The sequence below is a fragment of the Oceanobacillus timonensis genome (assembly GCF_900166635.1).
Classification (GTDB): domain Bacteria; phylum Bacillota; class Bacilli; order Bacillales; family Amphibacillaceae; genus Oceanobacillus; species Oceanobacillus timonensis.
In genome coordinates, this window is sequence record NZ_LT800497.1 from 2285706 (window position 1) to 2309208 (window position 23503).

General features: G+C 39.3%; 21 protein-coding genes, 1 other RNA gene and 1 other annotated feature. Of the genes, 20 read left to right on the plus strand and 2 right to left on the minus strand.

Annotated features, from left to right (window positions below; genetic code table 11):
- Nucleotides 1-2: 2 nt before the first annotated feature.
- The 3 genes from aspS to ssrS all read left to right on the plus strand — a co-directional run bounded on the left by aspS (nucleotide 3) and on the right by ssrS (nucleotide 3685).
- Nucleotides 3-1781, plus strand: a complete 1779-nt coding sequence (gene aspS / locus B7E05_RS11125) for an aspartate--tRNA ligase (protein ID WP_080874264.1) — start codon at nucleotides 3-5, stop codon at nucleotides 1779-1781.
- Nucleotides 1782-2056: 275 nt separating this feature from the next.
- Nucleotides 2057-3427: an NADP-specific glutamate dehydrogenase gene (gene gdhA, locus B7E05_RS11130; RefSeq protein ID WP_080874265.1), complete on the plus strand. Its 1371-nt coding sequence runs from the start codon at nucleotides 2057-2059 to the stop codon at nucleotides 3425-3427.
- Between the two features lie 75 nt (nucleotides 3428-3502).
- Nucleotides 3503-3685: non-coding RNA, 6S RNA (ssrS, locus tag B7E05_RS11135), on the plus strand.
- Nucleotides 3686-3748: 63 nt separating this feature from the next.
- Here ssrS and B7E05_RS11140 read toward each other — a convergent pair.
- Together B7E05_RS11140 and B7E05_RS11145 are read right to left on the minus strand one after the other, a co-directional pair.
- Nucleotides 3749-4426, minus strand: coding sequence for an RsfA family transcriptional regulator (locus tag B7E05_RS11140; RefSeq protein WP_080874266.1), 678 nt, complete (start codon nucleotides 4424-4426; stop codon nucleotides 3749-3751).
- Nucleotides 4427-5155: 729 nt separating this feature from the next.
- Nucleotides 5156-6424, minus strand: a complete 1269-nt coding sequence (locus B7E05_RS11145; RefSeq protein ID WP_080874267.1) for a replication-associated recombination protein A — start codon at nucleotides 6422-6424, stop codon at nucleotides 5156-5158.
- Nucleotides 6425-6799: 375 nt separating this feature from the next.
- On the opposite strand from B7E05_RS11145, the gene cymR reads away from it, so the two are divergent.
- The 17 genes from cymR to mtnN all read left to right on the plus strand — a co-directional run bounded on the left by cymR (nucleotide 6800) and on the right by mtnN (nucleotide 23487).
- The gene (gene cymR / locus B7E05_RS11150) at nucleotides 6800-7225 is read left to right on the plus strand and encodes a cysteine metabolism transcriptional regulator CymR (protein WP_080874268.1); all 426 of its coding nucleotides are present in this window, start codon (nucleotides 6800-6802) and stop codon (nucleotides 7223-7225) included.
- Nucleotides 7226-7245: 20 nt separating this feature from the next.
- Entirely contained in the window at nucleotides 7246-8388 is a 1143-nt protein-coding gene (locus B7E05_RS11155) for a cysteine desulfurase family protein (protein ID WP_080874269.1), read from the plus strand.
- Between the two features lie 12 nt (nucleotides 8389-8400).
- Nucleotides 8401-9513: a tRNA 2-thiouridine(34) synthase MnmA gene (gene mnmA, locus B7E05_RS11160; protein WP_080874270.1), complete on the plus strand. Its 1113-nt coding sequence runs from the start codon at nucleotides 8401-8403 to the stop codon at nucleotides 9511-9513.
- Between the two features lie 16 nt (nucleotides 9514-9529).
- The gene (locus B7E05_RS11165; protein WP_080874271.1) at nucleotides 9530-10201 is read left to right on the plus strand and encodes a tetratricopeptide repeat protein; all 672 of its coding nucleotides are present in this window, start codon (nucleotides 9530-9532) and stop codon (nucleotides 10199-10201) included.
- 12 nt (nucleotides 10202-10213) lie between these two features.
- Nucleotides 10214-12550, plus strand: coding sequence for an SF1B family DNA helicase RecD2 (gene recD2 / locus B7E05_RS11170; RefSeq protein ID WP_080874272.1), 2337 nt, complete (start codon nucleotides 10214-10216; stop codon nucleotides 12548-12550).
- Nucleotides 12551-12615: 65 nt separating this feature from the next.
- Nucleotides 12616-12804: a hypothetical protein gene (locus B7E05_RS11175; protein WP_080874273.1), complete on the plus strand. Its 189-nt coding sequence runs from the start codon at nucleotides 12616-12618 to the stop codon at nucleotides 12802-12804.
- Between the two features lie 92 nt (nucleotides 12805-12896).
- Entirely contained in the window at nucleotides 12897-13985 is a 1089-nt protein-coding gene (locus tag B7E05_RS11180) for an AI-2E family transporter (protein WP_080874274.1), read from the plus strand.
- A gap of 99 nt (nucleotides 13986-14084) precedes the next feature.
- Nucleotides 14085-14290, plus strand: a binding site (T-box leader).
- Between the two features lie 57 nt (nucleotides 14291-14347).
- A complete protein-coding gene (gene alaS / locus B7E05_RS11185; protein WP_080874275.1) occupies nucleotides 14348-16990 on the plus strand; it encodes an alanine--tRNA ligase in 2643 nt (880 codons plus the stop codon).
- Between the two features lie 91 nt (nucleotides 16991-17081).
- A complete protein-coding gene (locus B7E05_RS11190; RefSeq protein WP_080874276.1) occupies nucleotides 17082-17351 on the plus strand; it encodes an IreB family regulatory phosphoprotein in 270 nt (89 codons plus the stop codon).
- Complete coding sequence (gene ruvX, locus B7E05_RS11195) at nucleotides 17348-17773, plus strand: Holliday junction resolvase RuvX (RefSeq protein WP_080874277.1); 426 nt, start codon at nucleotides 17348-17350, stop codon at nucleotides 17771-17773. Before B7E05_RS11190 ends, ruvX begins: the two co-directional genes overlap by 4 nt.
- The gene (locus B7E05_RS11200) at nucleotides 17773-18048 is read left to right on the plus strand and encodes a DUF1292 domain-containing protein (RefSeq protein ID WP_080874278.1); all 276 of its coding nucleotides are present in this window, start codon (nucleotides 17773-17775) and stop codon (nucleotides 18046-18048) included. The genes ruvX and B7E05_RS11200 overlap by 1 nt, the downstream gene beginning before the upstream one ends.
- 266 nt (nucleotides 18049-18314) lie before the next feature.
- A complete protein-coding gene (gene mltG / locus B7E05_RS11205; protein ID WP_342744994.1) occupies nucleotides 18315-19436 on the plus strand; it encodes an endolytic transglycosylase MltG in 1122 nt (373 codons plus the stop codon).
- 108 nt (nucleotides 19437-19544) lie between these two features.
- Nucleotides 19545-20192, plus strand: coding sequence for an O-methyltransferase (locus B7E05_RS11210; protein WP_080874280.1), 648 nt, complete (start codon nucleotides 19545-19547; stop codon nucleotides 20190-20192).
- A 21-nt stretch (nucleotides 20193-20213) separates the two neighbouring features.
- Nucleotides 20214-20852, plus strand: a complete 639-nt coding sequence (gene udk, locus B7E05_RS11215) for a uridine kinase (RefSeq protein WP_080874281.1) — start codon at nucleotides 20214-20216, stop codon at nucleotides 20850-20852.
- 359 nt (nucleotides 20853-21211) lie between these two features.
- On the plus strand, nucleotides 21212-21688 hold the full coding sequence (gene greA / locus B7E05_RS11220) for a transcription elongation factor GreA (RefSeq protein ID WP_080874282.1): 477 nt from the start codon (nucleotides 21212-21214) through the stop codon (nucleotides 21686-21688).
- A gap of 329 nt (nucleotides 21689-22017) precedes the next feature.
- A complete protein-coding gene (locus tag B7E05_RS11225) occupies nucleotides 22018-22767 on the plus strand; it encodes a YrrS family protein (RefSeq protein ID WP_080874283.1) in 750 nt (249 codons plus the stop codon).
- 30 nt (nucleotides 22768-22797) lie between these two features.
- Nucleotides 22798-23487 carry a 5'-methylthioadenosine/S-adenosylhomocysteine nucleosidase gene (gene mtnN / locus B7E05_RS11230; protein WP_143833223.1) on the plus strand — a complete coding sequence of 230 codons (690 nt, stop codon included), beginning with the start codon at nucleotides 22798-22800 and terminating at the stop codon, nucleotides 23485-23487.
- Nucleotides 23488-23503: the final 16 nt, after the last annotated feature.

Consider the following 23503-nt stretch of genomic DNA (forward strand, 5'->3'; position numbering starts at 1 on the left):
AAATGACGGAACGTGTTTTATCTGGACATTTAACAGAAAAAGAAATAGAAAAAGAAGTCAGGTTGAAAGGATGGGTCCAAAAACGCCGTGATCTTGGCGGGCTTATTTTCATTGATTTACGCGATAAATCCGGAGTGATGCAGATTGTTTTTAATCCGGATTATTCCGTAGAAGCATTAGAAGTAGCTGAAAGCATCCGTTCTGAGTATGTGATAGATGTCGTCGGCAAACTTGTTTTGCGTGACGAATCAACTATCAATCCATCCATTGCAACTGGTAAGTTGGAAGTGATTGTTAACTCGATTACCGTGCTGAATAAAGCGAAAACCCCGCCGTTTATGATTCAGGATGATGTTAATATTGCGGAAGATATCCGTTTGAAATACCGTTATTTAGATTTACGCCGGCCAGGTTTACAAGAAACATTTAAATTACGCCATCAAACAACGCAAAGCATCCGTAACTATTTAAATAACAATGAATTTCTGGAAATGGAAACACCGATTTTAACAAAAAGTACACCAGAAGGAGCGCGTGACTATCTTGTTCCGAGCAGGGTTCATCCAGGTGACTTTTATGCTTTGCCGCAATCTCCGCAGTTATTTAAACAATTAATTATGATGAGCGGATTTGAGCGGTATTATCAAATCGCGCGCTGTTTCCGTGATGAAGATTTGCGGGCGGACCGTCAGCCGGAATTTACACAGGTTGATATTGAAACTTCCTTTTTGACAAGTGATGAAATTATGACCATGACGGAAGAAATGATGAAGCAGGTCGTGAAAGAAGTAAAAGGTGTTGACATTCAACTTCCTTTAAAGCGGATGCCTTATGATGAAGCAATGGATCGTTTTGGTTCCGATAAACCTGATACACGTTTTGGATTGGAGTTAACACATGTAACGGACATCGTAGCTGATTCCGGGTTTAAAGTATTTAGACAAGCGGTAGAAAATGGCGGTAAAGTTGCTTTATTAAATGTTGCAGGTGCTGCCGACAGTTATTCCAGAAAAGATATTGACCAACTAACAGAGTATGTCAATGTGTATGGTGCAAAAGGTTTAGCCTGGTTAAAAGTAGAGGAAGAAGAAGTGAAAGGTCCAATCAGTAAATTCTTATCCGATGAGGAAAAGGCAGCAATCGTCGATAAAGCACATGCTGCTAGTGGAGATTTGCTATTGTTTGTTGCTGACAAATCATCTGTTGTCTACGATAGTTTAGGTGCTCTGCGTCTGAAGCTGGGGAAAGATTTACAATTGATTGATGAAGAGGCATTTCATTTCTTATGGGTAACGGATTGGCCTTTATTTGAATATGATGAGGAATTAGGCCGTTATTTTGCAGCCCATCATCCGTTTACATCACCAGTGGAAGCAGATAAAGAGAAGTTGTTAACTGATCCAATCAATGTGCGGGCTAATGCCTATGATTTAGTATTAAATGGCTATGAGCTTGGCGGCGGATCCATCCGTATTCACCAAACAGAACTTCAAAATCAGATGTTTCAAGCGTTAGGGTTTACGGAAGAAGAAGCAAGAGAACAATTCGGCTTCTTACTGGATGCATTAGAATATGGAGCGCCACCTCATGGAGGAGTTGCACTTGGTTTAGACCGTATCATTATGCTTTTGGCAGGACGTTCCAATCTGCGTGATACGATTCTTTTCCCTAAAACAGCATCCGCTTCTGACTTGATGACAGAAGCTCCCAGTGAAGTAAGTGATGACCAGTTGCAGGAATTGTCGATTGCCTTGGCGAAAAAAAACGAAAATAAAAAATAAAAGAAAATGTCAAAAAAGAAAAGATGCGTGATATGTATTCATCGTGCATCTTTCTTTGACAGCTGAGCGTAAGAAAAGCTTATCGTAACGGACTTGGTGAGGAGTAAAATTATTTCATCGCAGCAGTGCAAAAAAGTGCTAAAATATTCGGATTTTTGTAAGATTAATGCAAAAAAACTTGCTTATTCTTGTTTTCAGTCTTTTTTTCGTATAGAATATAAAAATCACCTGAATTTAAAACTTGGTTTAATTAAAGGAGATGAACGGTAAATATTATGGGGAATAATGTGAAGAAATATAATCAAACAGCAAAAGAATATGTTCAGACAGTTTATGAAGAGTTAAACCAAAGAAATCATCATGAAACCGAATTTTTACAAGCAGTGGAAGAAATTGTTCAATCATTGGAAGGTGTCTTCGAGAAACATCCGGAATACATGGAAGCAGGGATTTTAGAGAGAATTATAGAACCAGAACGCCTGATTGCTTTCCGTGTTCCCTGGGTTGATGATGCGGGACAGGTACAAGTAAACCGTGGATACCGTGTTCAATTCAGCAGTGCTATCGGGCCATACAAAGGCGGCCTTCGTTTCCATCCAACAGTAAATACAAGTATTATTAAATTTTTAGGATTTGAACAAATTTTCAAAAATGCTTTAACCGGCCAACCTATTGGCGGAGGGAAAGGCGGATCTGATTTTGATCCAAAAGGAAAATCAGATCTTGAAATCATGCGTTTTTGTCAAAGCTTTATGTCAGAATTATCCAGACACATTGGCCCGGATACAGATGTACCTGCAGGAGATATTGGTGTAGGCGCAAGAGAAATTGGTTATCTTTACGGCCAGTATAAGAAAATAAGAGGGACTGTTGAACCTGGTGTGCTGACTGGTAAAAGCCTAGGTTTTGGCGGAAGCTTGGCACGAAAAGAAGCAACTGGTTTTGGTCTGGTTTACTTTATGCAGGAAATGCTTCAAGATAATGGACTGGATTTTTCAAATAAAACAGTGACTGTTTCCGGTTCAGGAAATGTATCCATTTATGCCATGGAAAAAGCTGTCGAATTTGGAGCGCGTGTTGTTGCATGCAGCGATTCTAATGGATATATTTATGATGAAAATGGAATCGATATTGAGCTCGTGAAGAAGATTAAAGAAGTAGATAGAGGACGTATTAGTGAATACTTAGAAACACATTCTGATGCAGAATATGTAGCTGACGGCTGCGTATGGGAAGTACCATGTGAGATTGCTTTACCTAGTGCGACTCAAAATGAAATTGACGAAGAAACTGCCCAAGCGTTAATTAAAAATGGTGTTATTGCTGTGGGAGAAGGCGCGAATATGCCGTCATCCTTAGAGGCAATTAATCAATTTCAGAGTAACAATGTTTTATTTGCACCGGCAAAAGCGGCAAATGCAGGCGGGGTAGCTGTATCTGCATTAGAAATGGCGCAAAACAGCAGCCGGGTAGCTTGGAATTTTGAAAAAGTAGATGAAAAGCTGCAAAATATTATGAAGGATATTTATCAAAACAGCATTCAAGCTGCAAATGAATATGGAGAGGCAGGGAATCTTGTAGCAGGTTCCAATATTGCAGGGTTCTTAAAAGTAGCAGATGCGATGGTGGAACAAGGGATTATCTAAGCGAAATAATATTCCTTACTTATGATTTGTACTTTAAATGAATGTATGCTAATATGATAGAAAATAAATCATTAACCAATCCTGATGTGTTCGTTAACAATTGGTATTTTGACCGAACACCTATAAGTTAGGGAGTCCGCAGCGTCTTTAAAGTGCGTGCAAGCCTCACGAAGGAAGCGCAATAACTTTAAAGCAGGACACCCACCTGCGAAAAGCGGGATCAAAACTTTATTGTGGAACGGCACTATCGGGATTACGTGAAAATACTGCACAGGCATTGTGCAGTATTTTTTGTATATAGATGATTTATCCATTTTGAAATTAGTTGGAACCTTGTGCGAGCTGCTCCAGGTTTCCGTTCTTATCCATGCGGAAGGCTGGTGCACCGACAGGATGTTTATCCTCAAAAACGGTCATTTTACGGGCACGGTCCATAATCTGGATAAATGTTTGATAATCTTCTTTCATCGCTTGCAGCTGTTGCTCCGTATCTGCTAATTTCTTTTGTAGTTCTTCTACTTTCGATTGTAAAACACTGTTCTCGCTTTCTAACGATTGCATCGAAGATTTGGACTGATTCGAAGTATATAATTCTTTCTTTAAAGATTTTAAATACGTAATCACAGAATCTAAATTAAATGTTGCAGCTGGTTCTTCGAGATTGATTTGCGGTTCTGGTTTGTCCGTTGATTCTTCATCAGACGGGGTATGTTCCGGTTGATTAGCAGGGCGCATCTTCGGAACAGCTTGAACCGTTTTATTGAATGCTCTCTTTCTCTCTTTTCGTTGTCTCTTTGCTAAATCTATTGCATTTTCATATTTATTGCGTACTTCTGCATTCCATCTAAATCCGCAAGCAGCAGAAGTACGATTTAAGTGGTCTCCAACTTCTTCGAAAGCATTTAGCTGCGTACTTCCTTCACGAATATGTCTTAACACTGTTTCTGCCAATAATAAATCATCCTCATGAGACCAGGCGTCTTGTCTCACTTTTACCATGTTATTCACTCCTCATCATTTAGAAAAACGCACATTCATCTATTATTTGATGCCTGTATGTTTTTTCTTGTATTTGGTACGTTAAAATATTACATTCTTCTAACGTACTAGAAAGATTATAGTAATCTCTATTCTTTCCAGAGGAGTTTTAAAATATACATGGATCTATAATTACTCTACTTTCGCCCTTTAAAAAGTAACTTCCATTCCGTCGAAACAGGAGTTAGCCAATTCTTCCATAGAGATTGTTAACAAAGAAGAGAAGGTAAAGTGTGAGGCGACCGCTACGGCGGACCGTTTTGCTTTCCTAGGGGCACGCTCTTCAGCTAACTTTTGCCAAGAAGAGCACTTGGCAAAAGTGGATCTTCAGAGGGTGCTGATCCCTCAGGAGTCAAAACGGTCCGCCTCCGCTAGTAGGGTATTCTATGCAGTTGCAATAGCTGAACAAATAAAAGTTCGATCAGACAGAACAACTTCTTCGTGGTGCCATGAAAGCTATTCTCAATATGAACAATCCATGCTGCAGAATCCTATTAGAGCGTAGCCCAACCACGCAGACTCCTAAGTGGTTTGCAAGCTAAACCGTGACTCCTGGTGTTATGCTTACTCACCCCATCGAAAACATTTGTACGTCGGAAAGCGGAGTGATTGACCGGAGCGGAAGTATACACCCTATCCTGTTCAAAAAGTTGAGTCATTATAAAAAGTATTTCTTCAAGTTTCCGACTCTTAATCTTTTTTTACTCGTTCGTATACTTGTTTGAGGGCACTTTCGAATTTTCCGGTGTCTTTTGGCGTATAGTATTGTCGATTTTTAATCGTATCCGGCAGGTATTGTTGTTTCACCCATGCGCCGGGATAATTATGCGGATATTGATAATCGTTCCCTTTGCCAAGTTTATTGGCTCCTGAATAATGGGCATCTTTTAAGTGAGCAGGAATATCGCCGCTTTTTCCATTGCGTATGTCCGTTAAAGCCGCATCGAGTGCTTTATAAGCAGTGTTTGATTTGGGAGAGAGGGCTAACTCTACGACAATGTCAGCTAATGGAATCCGTGCTTCTGGAAATCCAATCCGCTCTGCAGCCTGAACGGCCGCTACAGCACGAGGACCTGCCTGTGGACTTGCCAGGCCAATATCTTCATAAGCAATAACAACCAGCCTTCTTGCAATACTGTCCAAATCGCCGGCTTCTATCAGACGTCCTAAATAATGAAGGGCCGCATCAGCATCGCTTCCACGAATCGATTTTTGAAAAGCGCTTAAAACATCATAATGGGCATCTCCATCCTTATCGTGGGAAAAACTTTTCTTTTGCATACATTCTTCTGCAATGTCCAATGTTATCGCCAGTTGTCCGGAAGCATCCGGCGGTGTCGAGCTGACTGCCAGTTCCAAGCCGTTTAAGGCAGCGCGCAAGTCGCCGTTTGCTGCAATTGCAAAATGCTCCAGCGCGTCATCATTGATGTGAACATCCTTATCTCCATAGCCATTTGTCTGATCTTCTACCGCACGATGCAATGCTGTTTTCACATTTTCAAGTGTTAATCCGTGCAGCTCAAATAAGTGGCAGCGGCTTCTAATTGCCGGATTAATCGAATGATACGGGTTACTTGTTGTACAGCCGATTAAAGTCAGTAAATTATTTTCTAAATGCGGCAGCAAAAAATCTTGTTTAGCTTTATCCAGACGATGTACCTCATCTAAGATAAGAACGGTTTGTCCTTGCATTTTTGCCTGCTCGACAACAATTTCCATATCTTTTTTCTTATCTGTAACGGCATTTAATGTTTTGGATGGCAATCCAACTGTTTCCGCAAAGGCAAATGCCATGGACGTTTTTCCGGTTCCAGGCGGGCCAAAGAGAATCATGGAAGAAAGTTGATTCGCTTTCACCATACGATCAATTATTTTTCCTTGACCTACCAAGTGTTCTTGTCCTATAATATCATCTATGTTTTTTGGTCTCATTCGATATGCCAGTGGTTGTTTATACATGAAATAACACCTTTCCTCTGAATCGTATTCTATTAGCTTAAAGCGGAAATAGAAGAAATGCAAGAGGTTAGCAGTCGTGCTATAATAGGTGTAATGTAAATAATTATATTTGTATAGATGGAATGAAATAGTGTACGGTATTTCATACATGATATAGATAAGTTAAGTTAAATTGTTTAATCTATCTTTTATATATAGCAAAATAATTTTTTTATCATGAATCACGATGACCAGCGGAAGAAATACACGGAAGCTCTTATAAGAAAGTGTAGTGTGTTCCGGAGCGGTTACCAGAAGATAAAATCTTTATTTCAAATGATATAGATTAAATCATAGGTAAAAGTGTAATGATAGTTAAAAAATGAGGTGTATTTGATGAAAATTTCAACTAAAGGAAGATACGGACTGACGATAATGATAGAATTGGCGAAAAATGAAGGGAATGGTCCGATTTCCTTGAAGGTAATTGCCAAAGATAATAGTTTGTCCGAGCATTATCTGGAGCAGCTTGCTTCGCCGTTAAGAAATGCCGGTCTTATTAAGAGTATCCGTGGAGCATATGGCGGTTACCAGCTTGCTAAAAAACCGAAAGAAATTAAAGCAGGTGATGTGATTCGTGTGCTGGAAGGTCCTTTGACGATTGTAGAAGGCATGGAAAATGAAAAGCCGGCACAAGCTTCATTATGGCTGGAAATCAGAGATGCGGTGAAAAATATCTTAGATAAAACCACACTCGAAGATTTGGCAAATTATGATGGCGATGATGAAGAACCTGCAGAAGCATATATGTTCTACATTTAAAGTTGGAAAGGATTTTAATCATGGAAGCAATTTATTTAGACCATGCCGCCACATCTCCTATGGCAAAGGGAGTTGCGGAAGCCATGATTCCTGCTTATGAAGGAATCATCGGCAATGCATCAAGTGTGCATTCTTTTGGACGGAAGGCAAGACAGCAGCTGGATGCATCCAGACAGGCACTTGCAGCATCCATTGGTGCCAACGAGAAGGAAATTATTTTTACAAGCGGGGGCACTGAAGCGGATAACATGGCTCTTGTCGGTGTTGCAGAAGCGAATCAGGCCAAAGGAAATCATATAATCACAACCACCCAGGAACATCATGCGACCCTGCACACAGCCGAAAGACTGGAAAAACAAGGCTTCCGAATCACTTATTTGCCTGTCAACGACAAAGGGCTGGTATCTGTCCGAGATGTAGAAGCAGCTTTAACAGATGATACGATTCTTGTTTCTGTCATGTATGTCAATAATGAGACTGGTGTTATCCAGCCTATTAGTGAAATTGGCTCCATCGTAAGAGAGCATCAGGCATATTTTCATACAGATGCCGTACAGGCCTATGGACTGGTTGATATCGATGTGCATACGCAAAATATTGATTTATTAACTGCTTCTGCGCATAAAATCGGCGGACCAAAAGGGATTGGCTTTTTGTATGTAAACGATGGCGTGTCTATAAACCCGATTCAATCCGGCGGGGAACAAGAACGGAAACGCCGTCCGGGAACGGAAAATATTCCTGCTGTAGTCGGTTTTGAAATGGCATCTGCCATTGCGATGGAAACAAAAGCGGCAAGAAATCAACAGTATCAAGCATATAAGCAAATATTAACAGATACATTTACAGAAGCAGGCATAGCTTTTGATATTAACGGAGACCCTGAAAAAACTGTTTCCACAATTATAAATATCCGCTTTCCGGGAGCAAATGTGGAAGCATTGCTTGCCAATTTTGATTTAAGCGGTGTTGCTGCTTCCAGCGGCAGTGCATGTACTGCCGGGAGTGTCGAACCTTCGCATGTATTATCAGCCATGTTCGGATCGGACAGTCCGGTTACAACAAACTCGATTCGTTTCAGTTTTGGACTGGCTAATACAACAGAAAATGTGAAAGAAGCAGCAGACAGAATCGTACGTATTGTAAAAAGATTAACAAATTAAGGAGGGGCGACAATGAAAGAGAATAAAGACACACGTGTTGTAGTCGGGATGAGCGGCGGAGTCGACTCTTCCGTTGCAGCATTATTATTAAAAGAACAAGGATATGACGTAGTCGGTATCTTTATGAAAAACTGGGATGATACGGATGAATTTGGTGTTTGTACAGCGACAGAGGATTTTGATGATGTGGTACGGGTATGTAACCAACTAGATATTCCTTATTACTCTGTGAACTTTGAAAAACAGTATTGGGATAAAGTGTTTACGTATTTCCTTGATGAATATAAAGCTGGAAGAACTCCGAACCCGGATGTCATGTGTAATAAAGAAATTAAATTCAAAGCATTTCTGGACCATGCACTTTCTCTGGGAGCGGATTATTTGGCAACGGGGCATTATGCGCAAGTAGCCAGAGATGAAAACGGGGAAGTGCAAATGCTCCGCGGCGTTGATGATAATAAAGATCAAACGTATTTCTTAAATCAACTGAGTAAAGATGTACTGGAAAAAGTTAAGTTTCCGTTAGGTCATCTGCCGAAACCGGAAGTGCGCAAAATTGCAGCGGACTATGGATTGGCTACCGCAACGAAAAAAGACTCTACTGGAATTTGTTTCATTGGCGAACGGAATTTTAAAAGTTTCTTAAGTGAATATTTGCCGGCACAGCCAGGTAAAATGGTGACGATGGATGGTGTGGAAAAAGGAACACATGACGGTTTAATGTACTATACCCTGGGGCAGCGTCAAGGTCTGGGTATTGGCGGATCCGGTGATCCATGGTTTGTTGTTGGAAAAAATTTACAAGCTAATTATTTATATGTCGCTCAAGGCTATCATAATGAATATCTTTATTCTGATGCACTTGTAGCAACGGATATGAATTGGATTCAGCCGGATAAATTAGAAGAAACATTCACCTGTACAGCGAAGTTCCGTTATCGTCAAAAAGATGCAGAGGTAACCGTAACCGTACAGGACGATAAAGCATATGTCCTGTTTAAAGACAGCCAGCGGGCAGTTACACCGGGACAAGCCGTTGTATTTTACCAAGGGGATGTTTGTCTTGGCGGCGGAACGATTGATGAAATTATAAAAGATGATAAAGCACTGCAATATGTCGGCTAACAGGGGGGCTTTATGAATGGATAAAAATCAGCAGGCTATTACACTATTAAATGAAAAAAAGTATGAAGAAGCAGCACAGCTGTTTAATGAAGTGATTGAAGAGTCTCCCGATGATCCTTTAGGGTATATTAATTTCGGCAATCTATTAATGAAATTGGACGAGGCAGAGCGCGCGGAACGTTTCTTTTTACGCGCCATTGAGCTGGATGAACAAGCAGCAGCGGCACATTATGGATTGGGAAATCTCTATTTTGAGCAGGAACATTTTGAAAAAGCCGGACAATCTTTCTTAAAAGCAATTGAACAAGGGCTTGAAGAAGCGGATGCTTATTTTATGCTTGGTATGTGCTTTCGGAATCAGGAGCAATGGAAGTTATCCCTGCCGTATTTACTGCGGGCAACGGAAATAGATCCAAATGATGAAAGTTTTCTGTTTCAATATGGTTTATCTCTGGCACAAGCTGAGTTTTTAGAAGAAGCACAGCAGACATTTGAAAGAGTGCTCGAATTAGATGAAGCGCATAGTGATGCTTATTATAATCTCGGGGTGATTGCGTTATTCCATGAAAAAATACAAGAAGCACAAAACCATTTTGACAAAGCATTGGAATTGCAACCGGATCATATGCTTGCTGCAAATGGGAAGAAAATAGCTTTACAGTATATGGAGCAATCCGATGATAAATAAGGGGTAATCAGCATGGGAAACCAGATAGAAGCGAAGGAAGCACTGCCTTTTGTAACAGGTAGCGTCATCAATACGATTTTCCGTAATGAGGCAGAGCATTTCTCTATCGTTCGAATTAAAATATCAAAAACAAACCTTGATTATGGCAATAAAGAAATCATTGTAAAAGGGTATTTTGATCAGCTGCAGGATCAGACTGCCTATTGTTTTTATGGAGCGATGGAAAAGCATCCCCGCTATGGTCCACAATTAAAAGTACAATCCTATGAAACCATTTTGCCGACAACCAAGGATGGGCTTATTCAATACCTGTCCAGTGATTTATTTTATGGTGTCGGTAAAAAGAGTGCTACTAAAATTGTTGAGAAACTGGGGGAAAATGCGGTTTCGAAAATTATTGATGACCCATCGGTTTTAGATGGTGTTTCCGGACTATCAAAGGAAACAGGTAAACGATTAGCTGAGCGCCTCAAGGAAAATCAAGGTTTTGAACGAGTTGCGGTTCAATTATCAGAATATGGGATAGGTCTGAAAATGGCACAGGTCATTTATCAGACCTATCATGATAAGGCATTGGAAATTTTAGAAAAAGATCCGTATCAATATGTTTTTGATATTGAGGGTTTTGGATTTAAAATGGCAGATCAGATAGCTTCCACGCAAGGTATCTCACATACCCATGAGAGCCGTATTGGCGCAGGGGTGATCTATATCCTGCAACAAAGTATTCAAGCGGGACATGTTTATCTGCCTTTTGAAAAATGTGTGCAGGAGGTTATTTCCCTGCTTCGTCTACCTAATCCGGACCAGGGGTATGTTTCCGACGTTATTATGCAGCTAAATACAGAGAAAAAAATTATCGGTGTTGACGAACGCGTCTATTTGCCGTCTTTATACTATGCAGAAGATAATTTTACTGCCAGTTTGAAAAAAATCATCAGCAAACCGGTAGAGGATGAAGTACCTTTAGCGGAACTGTTGAAGATTACGGGGGATATTGAAGAAGCAGAGTCATTGAGCTATGGAAAAGAACAATTTGATGCCATTGTCCAGGCAATTCATTCGAAAATGATGATTTTAACAGGTGGTCCGGGAACGGGGAAAACAACCGTTATCACCGGTATTATTCAAGCTTTTGCCGAGATTCACGAGCTTTCATTAGAGCCGTCGGATTATAAGAACAAAGGTGAGTTCCCCTTTGTTTTAACAGCTCCAACCGGGCGGGCTGCAAAACGGATGTCTGAATCGACTGGCTTACCTGCTGTCACTATCCACCGGTTACTGGGCTGGAATGGAATGGGGAGTTTTGAAAAAGATGAACAGGAACCCTTATCCGGAAAGCTGCTGATTGTTGATGAATTTTCGATGGTAGATACTTGGTTAGCAAATCATTTATTTAAAGCAATTCCTGAGTCGATGCAAGTGATTCTTGTTGGAGATGAAGACCAGCTACCATCAGTGGGACCTGGACAGGTTTTAACCGATTTGATGAAAAGCGGCGTTCTGCCTGTTATTTCTTTAACAGATGTCTATCGTCAAAAAGAAGGTTCTAAAATTATCCGGCTTGCCCATCAGATTAAAAATGCAGATTATGATAATCATTCGTTAGAAAATGCGCGTGATTTCAGTTTTATTCCTTGTTATGACTACCAAATGACAGATGTATTGACATCGATTATTGACAAAGCACAGAAAAAAGGAATTGATCCTTCGTCTATTCAGGTTTTGTCCCCGATGTACCGTTCACAAGCCGGTATCCATGCAATTAATGAAGCATTGCAGCAGTTAATCAATCCTCCAGGAGAGAAGAAACGGGAGATTGTTTATCAAGATGCGGTTTTTCGTGTGGGAGATCGTGTGATTCAGTTAATTAATCAGCCTGACGACGGTATTTATAATGGAGATATCGGCGAAATTGTCGCCATTTTTAAACCGGAAGAAAACGAAGAAAATGAAGAACAAATTGTGATTGCATTTGAAGATAAAGAAGTTGTCTTTATCCGAAAAGATTATAATAACTTCACGCATGCTTTCTGTATTTCCATCCATAAGTCGCAGGGAAGTGAATTTCCGATTGTTATTCTTCCCGTTGTTTATTCCCATCATCGCATGCTGCGAAAAAACCTTTTATACACGGCGATTACAAGAGGAAAAGAGTCCCTGATTATTTGCGGCGAAAAAGAAGCATTTTTCAAAGGTGTGCAAACCGAAGATACGAACCGGAGATTTACTTCATTGCAGGAGATGTTAAAGATTCAATTAGGAAACCAAAAAGCGGAGAAAAAAGAATATGAAACCGTAGAGGATATTCCCGAAGAAGAATTATCTCCATACGATTTTATGGAATAGATGTATATATTTTTTGATTATGGGCAATAATTGGATGATACCAAGCGGAAAAAGGATGAAGAAATATGCTGGTATGTCCAAATTGCCGGGAAAAACAAATTGGAAAATTAAGTCCCACTAGCTATTATTGTTGGGTATGTTCCATTGAATTAACGGTTTCCGGGGAGGAATTGCATATCCATCAGGTCGAACCGGATGGAACGCTCAGTTCATTAGATGACTTATTTTCTAAGGAAGAGCGAAGATTATTATAATGCGCTTCTTCCTATAGCGGAATTTTACGAACAATTATCTGTGATAAACTCCCAGTCTGTTGGTTACACTACCATAGACTGGGAGTGATTATATGTGGAAAAAAATAAAAGCAAAACAAGTCATCTATTTTCTGGTGATTGCGATTCTTTCCTTTATTCTTTTATATTTTTTAGCAATTACGAAACCTTATTATGCAGCATTTTTTTCCTTTATTGGCAAGTTGCTCTTTCCGTTTTTAATAGCTGGAATTGCGGCTTTTCTTCTGCATCCATTGATTGAATGGATGCATCGATATCGAATACATCGCGGCATAGCGGTATTAGTTATTTATCTGTTCTTTTTTGGCGGAGCCGGGTATGCGATTTACCGGGCCTACCCGCTGATTGTGGAACAAGTAAAGGAAATGAGCCGAAACTTTCCGGAATTTATTGCTCTGTACCAGAACGGTTTAAACAAGGTATATACGTCTACTTCTTTTTTACCGGAAACCGTGCATGACCGGCTGGATATGTTTATTCAATCATTAGAGGATACAATGAATAACTTTTCAGGAAAAGCCATTGGCGGTTTTAATGATATGATGGATGCTGTCATCCTTTTGACTGTTATTCCGGTACTTGTATTTTATTTCCTGAAAGACTATCCATTTATCAAATCCTTTCTATTTCGTTTTGTTCCTGCGAAATATCGGGATGAAACAGGCAGTATCTGCAGAGAAATAAGTAAAGGTCTCGGGGGATATATTCGCGGACAGTTTATTATCAGTGCTGCAGTAGGTGTTATCTCGACTCTTTGCTGGATGTGGATGGACTTACCATATGCTCTTTTATTGGGAATTATTTTGGCAATCGTTAATATTATTCCATATTTTGGGCCTATCATTGGTGCTGTTCCAGTTGTCACAGTTGCCTATATGGTACAGCCTGAAAAAGCGCTTCTCGTTATCGTGATTATCTTTATCATCCAGCTGATTGAAAGTAACCTGTTGTCCCCGTACATTATGGGAAAAACCGTCAAAATTCATCCAATCGGCATCATTTTTGCGTTATTATTGGGAGGACAATTGGCGGGAGTTATCGGTATGATCCTTTCTGTTCCGGTTTTTACAATGTTGAAAGTACTGTTTCAACAGTATCAACTTTCCAAAAGCAGGAAGTCGGGAACTACAAGTTTCAAGTAGCTTCAAGTAAGAAAAATTGACATAGAGCGGAAAAATCAATATAATAACGCTAGAATCAAACGAAACAACTAAAAATAACGCATGCTGTTAAACATGATGTCAATCACGATGAAGGTGCTGAGTACATGACAAGCTATTCCAAGAGAGGGAATCCCCCGGCTGAAAGGACTCCTGAATAAATGGTTATGGAAAGCTACACCAGAGTACGGCTAATCCCCGTCGGTATCATACCGTTAAAATGAGAAAAGAGATGAACATATATTTTGTTCATAATAAGGGTGGTACCGCGAAATCTCGTCCCTGCAATCATGCAGTGAGGAGATTTTTTATATTTCTACATAAATGAAGGAGGCAAATATAATATGAAATCTTTGAGTTCCGCAGAAATCAGGCAGATGTTTATTGATTTTTTTAAAGAGAAAGGGCATCAGGTAGAGCCAAGTGCTTCTCTGGTGCCGCATGAAGATCCTACACTTCTATGGATTAATAGCGGGGTAGCAACATTAAAAAAGTATTTTGATGGCCGTATTATCCCTGATAATCCTAGAATTGTGAATGCGCAAAAAGCAATACGTACCAATGATATTGAAAATGTTGGTTTTACTGCGCGTCACCATACGTTTTTTGAAATGCTGGGCAACTTTTCCATCGGTGATTATTTTAAAGAAGAAGCCATTGAATGGGCATGGGAGTTTCTTACAGATGAAAAATGGATTGGTTTTGATCCGGAAAAGTTAGCTGTCACGGTTCATCCGGAAGATGATGAAGCTTACGATCTTTGGTTACAAAAAGTCGGTCTGCCAAAAGAACGCATTATCCGGTTGGAAGAAAATTTCTGGGATATCGGAGAAGGCCCGAGCGGACCGAACACGGAGATTTTTTATGACAGAGGAGATAGTTATGGAAATGATCCGACTGATCCGGAACTTTACCCGGGCGGAGAAAACAGCAGATATTTAGAAGTATGGAATCTGGTGTTTTCTCAATTCAACCATAATCCGGATGATACCTATACCCCGCTTCCGAAGAAAAACATTGATACCGGAATGGGACTGGAACGGTTAACATCCATTATTCAAGAAGTACCTACAAACTATGAAACAGATTTGTTTATGCCAATTATCCAAGCAACAGAAATGATTGCTGACAGGAAGTATGGAGAAAATGAAGCAGCAGATATCGCATTTAAAGTCATTGCTGATCATATTCGCACAGTAAGCTTTGCTATTGGTGACGGGGCAATACCGTCTAATGAAGGCAGAGGCTATGTTCTCCGCCGATTATTGCGTCGTGCCGTTCGTTTCGCCATAGACATCAACATCCAGGAAGCTTTTATGTATCGTCTTGTTCCGGTAGTAGCGGAAATCATGAAGGATTTCTATCCGGAAGTTGTCAAAGAAACAGATTACATTCAAAAAGTCATCAAAGTAGAAGAAGAACGTTTTCATGAAACGTTAAATGACGGTTTGGAAATTTTGACGAAATTGATGGAAACGGAAAAAGAAAAAGGCAGTAATGTATTTCCGGGAGAAGAAGTATTCCGTCTATATGATACGTACGGTTTTCCCAAAGAATTAACAGAAGAATACGTGGAGAAACTAGGATTTACCGTGAATCAGGAAGGCTTCGAAAAGGAAATGAAGCTGCAGCGTGAAAGAGCAAGAAATGCACGGCAAAAAGTTGATTCCATGCAAGTACAGGATACTATATTTTCAACAATCGATGTAGAAAGTGAATTTGTAGGCTATTCGGTTTTAGAAAAAAATACGGTTATCCAGGCGATGATTCAGGATAAAGCAACAACAGACTCTGTTGAGGCAGGGCAAGAAGCATATATTCTGTTGAAAGAAACACCATTCTATGCAGAAAGTGGCGGACAAGTTGCTGATACCGGCTCTATTAAAACGGATAATGCGTATGCGGTAGTCAAAGATGTTCAAAAATCTCCCAATGGACAACATATCCATCACGTTGAGGTAAAAGAAGGCGTATTACACGTTTCTGAGGAAGTAGAAGCTGTTGTGGATAGAGCTTTCCGTAATGATGTCATCAAAAACCACACCGCTACCCACTTGCTGCATCAGGCATTAAAAGATGTACTCGGATCGCATGTGAATCAGGCAGGTTCATTGAATGAAAAAAATCGGTTTCGCTTTGATTTTTCGCATTTCAGCAGTGTAACAGAAGAAGAGCTGGAAGAAATCGAAAAAATAGTGAATCAAAAAATATGGGAGTCGCTGCCGGTCATCATTGAAACAAAAGGGATTGAAGAAGCAAAAGCAATGGGCGCGATGGCATTGTTTGGTGAAAAATACGGGGATGTTGTCCGAGTTGTTCAAATCAGTGATTACAGCATTGAGTTATGCGGCGGATGTCATGTGGGCAATACAGCAGAAATCGGTTTGTTTAAAATTGTTTCAGAAAGCGGAATAGGAGCAGGAACAAGAAGAATTGAAGCTGTTACAAGCAAAGAAGCTTATGTATATTTGAATAACAAAATTGAATTATTAAAGCAGTCGGGCGCATTATTAAAAGCAAGAGAAGAACAAATTCCGCAAAAAGTATCTGCATTACAAACGGAATTAAAAGAAACACAGAAACAAGTAGAATCTTTACAAGCTAAATTATCGAATCTGGAAGCTTCCTCTATTTTAGATGAAATAAAAGAGGTAAATAATGTAAAAGTTCTGGCGAAACAAGTAGATGTAAAAGATATGAATCAACTGCGCTCTATGGTAGATGAATTAAAGCAGAAAATAGAGTCAGGTGTAATTCTTCTCGCAGCTGTCAATAATGATAAAGTACAGCTTGTTGCAGGAGTAACAAAGGATGTCATGCAACAAAACCTCCATGCAGGTAATTTAGTAAAACAGGCTGCTACCATTTGCGGCGGTGGCGGCGGTGGTCGTCCGGATATGGCGCAAGCTGGGGGAAAAGACCCATCTAAAGTTACAGAAGCATTACAAAGTGCTATAACTTATGTAAAAGACATGACAAATGCTTAATCCTTGGTTGTATCTTTTCTCATAAATAAGTATAATGAAAAAGATAAACATGTTAAAATAGTAGAAGGTTAATGAAGGACGAGGTGTCATTATGAGTTCAATTGATAAAACAATGAAATTCAACTTTTCCGAAGAACCATTTGACCAGGATATTAAGAAGATTTTAATGACTGTTCATGAATCATTAGAGGAAAAGGGATATAATCCGATTAACCAAATAGTCGGTTATTTACTGTCAGGAGATCCTGCTTATATTCCTAGGTATAATGATGCGCGTAATATGATACGTAAAGTGGAACGGGACGAAGTGATTGAAGAACTTGTCAAGTTTTATCTAGAACAGAATAAGGAGAATTCATGAAAGCAATAGGTTTGGATGTAGGTTCAAAAACGATAGGTGTTGCGCTTAGTGATGCTTTTGGGTGGACTGCTCAGGGATTGACTACTATTTATTGGGATGAAACAGAAATCGAATCTGCAGATGAAGAACTTACAAGCCTGATAGAGGCAAATGAAGTATCTCAGATTGTTGTCGGTCTTCCGAAAAATATGAATGGTTCGATTGGTGAAAGAGCAGAAGCATCAAAGCGCTATGCCGAGTATGTGAAAGAAAAATACCAATTGCCTGTTGAGTTATGGGACGAGCGTTTAACTACAATGGCAGCGGAACGTGTGCTTCTGGAAGCGGATGTGAGCCGTAAAAAAAGAAAAAAAGTCATTGATAAGATGGCAGCTACAATGATTTTACAAGGTTATCTTGATTCAAAAGGAGGCGTTATTTAATGTCATTAGAAGAAAAAGAACGAATTATTATTCCAGATGAAAACGGGGACGAGCATCTTTTTGAAGTGCTATTCACCTTTGACGTGGATAAAACAGAACAATCGTATATAGCTGTCGTACCTGCTGAACAAGCAGAGGAAGAAGAAGTAGAAGTATACGCGTTCCGTTACGAAGAACAGGACAATGACGATTTCACACTTTACCCGATTGATTCCGATGAAGAGTGGGAAATGGTTGAAGAAATGCTAAACACTTTAGCAGACGAAGAAGAGTAAACCGTAAAAGAAAGCGGATGTCCAGATTTTATGGCGTCGGCTTTCTTTTATGGTGCATTTATGTACTTTTTGGTTCGATAAATAAGCCCCTTGTTCGTCTGAATGAAAAAACCTTTTAATATCTGCTGAAAAAATATAAATTTCTCCAATAATCCTGATTAAAACAAAACTTTTGGTTTATAATGTAACAGGATGAAATAAAATAACAGGAATATTGGATAATTTTATATGAATTTAGTATAATAAAGCGGATGAAAGGGGGATACATGGTGTCAAAAGATGACAAGCCGAATGGATTCCAAAAAAATCTTATTCAAAGAGGAAAAGATGCTTCTAAAGTGAGAAAGATTGTCGCAATTATTATTGTATGTTTTATCCTGATTATAGTAATCGGAGGAATCTCTGGTTATTTATATATTCATTCCGCACTGAAACCGGTGGATGAAGCGAATTCCACCCCGGTAGAAGTTGAGATTCCCATTGGATCTTCCAGCTCAACAATCGCCGGTATACTTGAGGAAAATGAAATTATCAAGGATGCTCGTATATTCCGTCTCTATACAAAGTTTAATAATGTGAACGAGTTTCAAGCCGGAAATTATACGTTTAATACGGCTATGAGTATGGATGAAATCATTGAATCATTGCAGCATGGCAGAATTATTGTAGATGCTGCGCATACAGTAACAATTCCGGAAGGGTTAACAGTAGAAGAAATTGCAGAAGTATATAGTGAACAATTTCATTTCTCCGAGGAAGATTTCATGGAGGTAGCCAATGACCCTGCATTTATTGATGAATTGATGGAGAAGTACCCTGATTTGTTAACGGAAGACATCCTGGATGATGATATCCATGTTCCTTTAGAAGGTTATCTGTTTGCTTCTACTTATGAATTTTATGAAGAGGAACCATCTATTGAAGCGGTCATCGATCGCATGGTTGAACAAACCAATTCTATTTTCCAGCAGTATGAAGGGGAGATAGCGGAGCAAGATTTCACCCCGCACGAAGCAATCACATTTGCATCGGTAGTGGAGAAGGAAACGGCCCATGAAGAAGAAAGGCCACAAATTGCAGGTGTGTTCCAAAACCGTTTAGACGAAGGGTTGAAGCTGCAGACGGATCCGACAGTGTTGTACGCAAAAGGAGAACATCAAGCAGTTGTTACTTTTGAAGATTTAGAAGTAGAATCGCCGTATAATACGTATGTCGTGGACGGATTGCCGGTAGGCCCTATATCCAACTTCGCGGAAAATTCATTGCGAGCTGTATTGTCTCCGGAAGAATCAGACTATCTTTATTTCTTACATGATGAGGATGGAAATATTCACTTTTCAGAAACCTTTGAAGAACATGGTGAAAATCGGGAAGAGTATATAGATTAAAGCGTGTGTTTTTAAAATACACACACTTAAACGGATTAATGGAGACTTTCTCCATTTTCCGTTTTCTTTTTTACACATTGCGTCCACGAGATTTTTTAAGTAAAAGGAATTGGTGAGATGAATAAAGAAATCAAAAAGTACCTGGAATCTCTATTACCGGCGTCTTCTGCATCTGTTGCAATGCTGGAAAATGATGCAGAAGCTAATCATGTGCCAATCATAGACAGAAGCAGTATGCATATGATTAATCTTATTTTAAAGATAAAACAACCGGAAAAGATTCTGGAAATAGGTACAGCTATTGGTTATTCTGCCTTGCGTATGCTGGAAGGAGCAGAACATGCTGATATCATTACCATTGAAAAAGATGATACACGCTATCATGAAGCAATCAGCAATATTCAAGCCTGGCAACGTGATCATCAGATTCAAGTTATCGCAGGTGATGCAGCGGAAGTAATGCAGGAGTTAGCTGAAAGTAAAAAGCAGTTTGATGTTATTTTTATGGATGCTGCAAAAGGGCAATATCAAACTTATTTTGATTTAGCCGATAAAATGCTCACTTCCGGCGGTATATTAATTACGGATAATGTATTATTCCGAGGAATGGTCTATTCCGCTGAAGAGGCGCCTAAAAAATATAAAACATTGGTACGGAAATTAAAAGCGTACAATGAAATGCTAATGAATCATCCCGATTATCATACATCTATTATCCCGATGGATGATGGTGTTTCTATTAGCTATAAAAGATGAAAGATGTAAGGAGATAACAGCATGACAAAAAATAAACCCATTGTAATTGGTGTTGCAGGGGGGAGTGGCAGTGGAAAAACTTCCGTAACCAGGTCCATTTATGACCGTTTTAAAGAGACATCGATTTTAGTGATAGAACAGGATGCCTATTACAAGGATCAATCGGACCTTCCTTTCGAGGAAAGATTGCAAACAAATTATGACCATCCATTAGCATTTGATAACAACTTATTAGTAGAGCATCTGAAACAGTTGATTGCCTATCAACCGATTGAAAAACCCGTTTATGATTATAAGGTCCACAACCGCTCTAATGAAACCATTCATGTTGACCCGAAAGAAGTCATTATCGTGGAAGGAATTTTAATTTTAGAGGATGCCGATTTGGTGGATTTAATGGATATCAAGGTGTTTGTTGACACAGATGCTGATTTAAGAATTATACGGCGCCTGTTAAGAGATATTAAAGAGCGTGGCAGAACGTTGGAATCGGTGATTGACCAATATATCCAAGTGGTTCGGCCTGCACACATGCAATTCATTGAACCGTCCAAACGTTATGCTGATTTAATTATTCCTGAAGGCGGAGAAAATCATGTTGCCGTAGATGTTATGGCATCTAAAATAGAAAATATTTTAGCGAAGAATGCCATTAGATAATTATTTCTCTTGCTAATTTAGGTAATATCTGCCATAGTATTGATTAGTATATTTTGAATAGTTACCACATAAACTATATAGCTAATTTTATTCATTTATCCGGTTTAACTGGCTATAACACGCCTGCTTATAGAAATAATGAAATAGTTCATTACAAGTGAGGCTGTTTGCCAATAATCATCCAACGTTTTTTTGACAAGCGGGTAATCGCAAATTTCGTTCAGCGGGGATAAACGTCCCCACTGAATGAAATTTCATTTTATAAACATGGAATAAAGGGCTTTTTCTAGAGTAAATATTACGCTGAAGAAGCTGTATTTGTTCCTTGATAGAAAAGAAATCAGAAGGAGTGTATCGAGATGGCTGCAGAAAAAAGCTTTTATATGACAGAAGAGGGGAAAGCTAAGTTAGAGGACGAACTGCATTATTTAAAAACTGACCGTCGTCAAGAGGTCGTTGAAAGAATAAAGGTAGCTCGTGATTTCGGAGATCTATCCGAGAATTCCGAATATGATGCCGCAAAAGATGAGCAGGCATTTGTGGAACAGCGTATTACACAAGTGGAGAACATGATTCGTAATGCTGAAATTATTGAGAATGATAATGCCAATCCTGACGTTGTTGCGCTTGGAAAAACAATTACTTTTGTAGAATTACCTGATGGTGATGAAGAAACGTATACCATTGTAGGCAGCGCGGAAGCTGATCCATTTGAAGGGAAAATATCCAATGATTCTCCTATGGCGAAAAGTTTATTAGGACATGAAATTGGAAAAGATGTTACAGTAACAACACCAGCTGGTGAAATTGAAGTTCGAATAACAAATGTAGAATAAAAAATAGGAAGCGATTGCACAGGATGTTTTACCGCAACGCACCATAGTGAATAGATAGATGGTAATTTCTCTGAAGAAGAATTATCTTACAGAAAACTTACAGTTCATGCTGACTGTAAGTTTTTGTATTTCTGATAAAAAACGTTAAAAATCAGACTGCCTGAACGAATAGTATTTAGAACACAGAAAGATATTCTTTTTCATTTTCTTTTTAATCATCACGTTTAAAGAAGAGACGAACAGTATTTTTATGCTAGAATAGAATAGACAATGATTGTTGAAATCGATATGATAGTATAAAGGGAATAGAGCAGTAAGGAGGATTATAGGTGAGTCAGACAAGATCAAACAAATTTGAAAAAAGAAGAAAGAATACACATGCTATTACGATTCTATCTATTGTTGGGGGGTTAGTGATAGTTGTCTTGCTTGCAACATGGGTATTTGGCGGCGGAGATGATACAGCCGAAGAAGGAACCGAATCGGATGCATCCGAAAATACGTCAGAAGATGCGAATGGTGAAGGCGGCGGGGAAGATGATAATGGTTTTCTAATAACAGATCCAGATTCCGATGATGAGAACAAAAATGAAGATGAAAATGATAACGGATCTGAAAACGAAGACGCCAATAAAAAAGAAGATAATGAAGATGAAAACGAGGGTGAAAACGAAGATAAAGATGAAAATGAAAATGATAACGAGAATGAAGATGCTTCCGATGAAGATGAAAATGAAGAAGAAAATGGGTATGATGATAGAGAATCAACAGAGCCATCGGATGATGATGCAGAAGAAGCCTATACTGGTGACTGGGATCCAGTAGGTACAGAACAAGAAGGCGAGCATAATACAGATTTTAACGATGGATCTTCGGACCGTGTTGAAATTAAGAGAGCCGTCTCCATGGTCACTGGTTTAAGTGAAGATGGTATGGTAGAGCACTGGGTTGGGAATAATGGGCCTGACAAAGTAATTGCTACGGTTTCTGATTCAAGCAACTCAGAGAATTATCGTGTGTTTCTGGATTGGGTAGACGGTGAAGGCTGGCAGCCGACGCAAGTAGAAGAATTGAATTAACATGATGCAGGACAGTAATGGAGGATGACGATGACAATCGGAATTATTGGAGCAATGGATGAAGAAATTGAATTGCTGAAACAAAAAATGACAGATGTACAAGAAATCGAAGTTGCAAATACTTCCTTTTATCAAGGATACTTGGAGGGAAAAGAAGTTGTCCTTCTGCTATCCGGTATTGGAAAAGTAAATGCAGCAATGTCTACAACGATACTACATGAACGTTTTAAACCTGATAAAATTATTAATACAGGCTCTGCGGGAGGATTTGCTGAAAATTTGGAAGTAGGCGACGTCGTCATTTCCACAGAGGTATTGCACCATGATGTAGATGCGACAGCATTTGATTATGTGTATGGACAAGTTCCAGGAATGCCTGCTGTCTATACCGCCTCTCCGGATTTGATAGAGTTGGCAGATAAGGTTGTTTTGGAATCAGACATCCAGGCAGAAACAGGAATTATTGCTACCGGTGATTCCTTTATGCAGCGAAAAGATCAAACAGCAGTAGTGCAGAAGCGGTTTCCGGAAATGCTTGCATTGGAAATGGAAGCAGCTGCGATTGCGCAAGTGTGCTATCAGTATAAAACACCGTTTGTCATTATTCGCGCATTATCTGATATTGCCGGAAAAGAATCATCAGTTTCCTTTGATGTTTTTTTGGAAAAAGCAGCAAAAAATGCAGCAGATGTGATTATAAAAATGGTTCAAAAATTATAAGCAGTATAAAAAACTC

What these genes read in the sequence shown, in the direction of transcription:
- aspS (WP_080874264.1), top strand. Translation starts at nt 3, where the DNA reads ATGACGGAACGTGTTTTATCTGGACATTTAACAGAAAAAGAAATAGAA.
- gdhA (WP_080874265.1), top strand. Translation starts at nt 2,057, where the DNA reads ATGGGGAATAATGTGAAGAAATATAATCAAACAGCAAAAGAATATGTT.
- B7E05_RS11140 (WP_080874266.1), bottom strand. Translation starts at nt 4,426, where the DNA reads ATGGTAAAAGTGAGACAAGACGCCTGGTCTCATGAGGATGATTTATTA.
- B7E05_RS11145 (WP_080874267.1), bottom strand. Translation starts at nt 6,424, where the DNA reads ATGTATAAACAACCACTGGCATATCGAATGAGACCAAAAAACATAGAT.
- cymR (WP_080874268.1), top strand. Translation starts at nt 6,800, where the DNA reads ATGAAAATTTCAACTAAAGGAAGATACGGACTGACGATAATGATAGAA.
- B7E05_RS11155 (WP_080874269.1), top strand. Translation starts at nt 7,246, where the DNA reads ATGGAAGCAATTTATTTAGACCATGCCGCCACATCTCCTATGGCAAAG.
- mnmA (WP_080874270.1), top strand. Translation starts at nt 8,401, where the DNA reads ATGAAAGAGAATAAAGACACACGTGTTGTAGTCGGGATGAGCGGCGGA.
- B7E05_RS11165 (WP_080874271.1), top strand. Translation starts at nt 9,530, where the DNA reads ATGGATAAAAATCAGCAGGCTATTACACTATTAAATGAAAAAAAGTAT.
- recD2 (WP_080874272.1), top strand. Translation starts at nt 10,214, where the DNA reads ATGGGAAACCAGATAGAAGCGAAGGAAGCACTGCCTTTTGTAACAGGT.
- B7E05_RS11175 (WP_080874273.1), top strand. Translation starts at nt 12,616, where the DNA reads ATGCTGGTATGTCCAAATTGCCGGGAAAAACAAATTGGAAAATTAAGT.
- B7E05_RS11180 (WP_080874274.1), top strand. Translation starts at nt 12,897, where the DNA reads ATGTGGAAAAAAATAAAAGCAAAACAAGTCATCTATTTTCTGGTGATT.
- alaS (WP_080874275.1), top strand. Translation starts at nt 14,348, where the DNA reads ATGAAATCTTTGAGTTCCGCAGAAATCAGGCAGATGTTTATTGATTTT.
- B7E05_RS11190 (WP_080874276.1), top strand. Translation starts at nt 17,082, where the DNA reads ATGAGTTCAATTGATAAAACAATGAAATTCAACTTTTCCGAAGAACCA.
- ruvX (WP_080874277.1), top strand. Translation starts at nt 17,348, where the DNA reads ATGAAAGCAATAGGTTTGGATGTAGGTTCAAAAACGATAGGTGTTGCG.
- B7E05_RS11200 (WP_080874278.1), top strand. Translation starts at nt 17,773, where the DNA reads ATGTCATTAGAAGAAAAAGAACGAATTATTATTCCAGATGAAAACGGG.
- mltG (WP_342744994.1), top strand. Translation starts at nt 18,315, where the DNA reads ATGGTGTCAAAAGATGACAAGCCGAATGGATTCCAAAAAAATCTTATT.
- udk (WP_080874281.1), top strand. Translation starts at nt 20,214, where the DNA reads ATGACAAAAAATAAACCCATTGTAATTGGTGTTGCAGGGGGGAGTGGC.
- greA (WP_080874282.1), top strand. Translation starts at nt 21,212, where the DNA reads ATGGCTGCAGAAAAAAGCTTTTATATGACAGAAGAGGGGAAAGCTAAG.
- mtnN (WP_143833223.1), top strand. Translation starts at nt 22,798, where the DNA reads ATGACAATCGGAATTATTGGAGCAATGGATGAAGAAATTGAATTGCTG.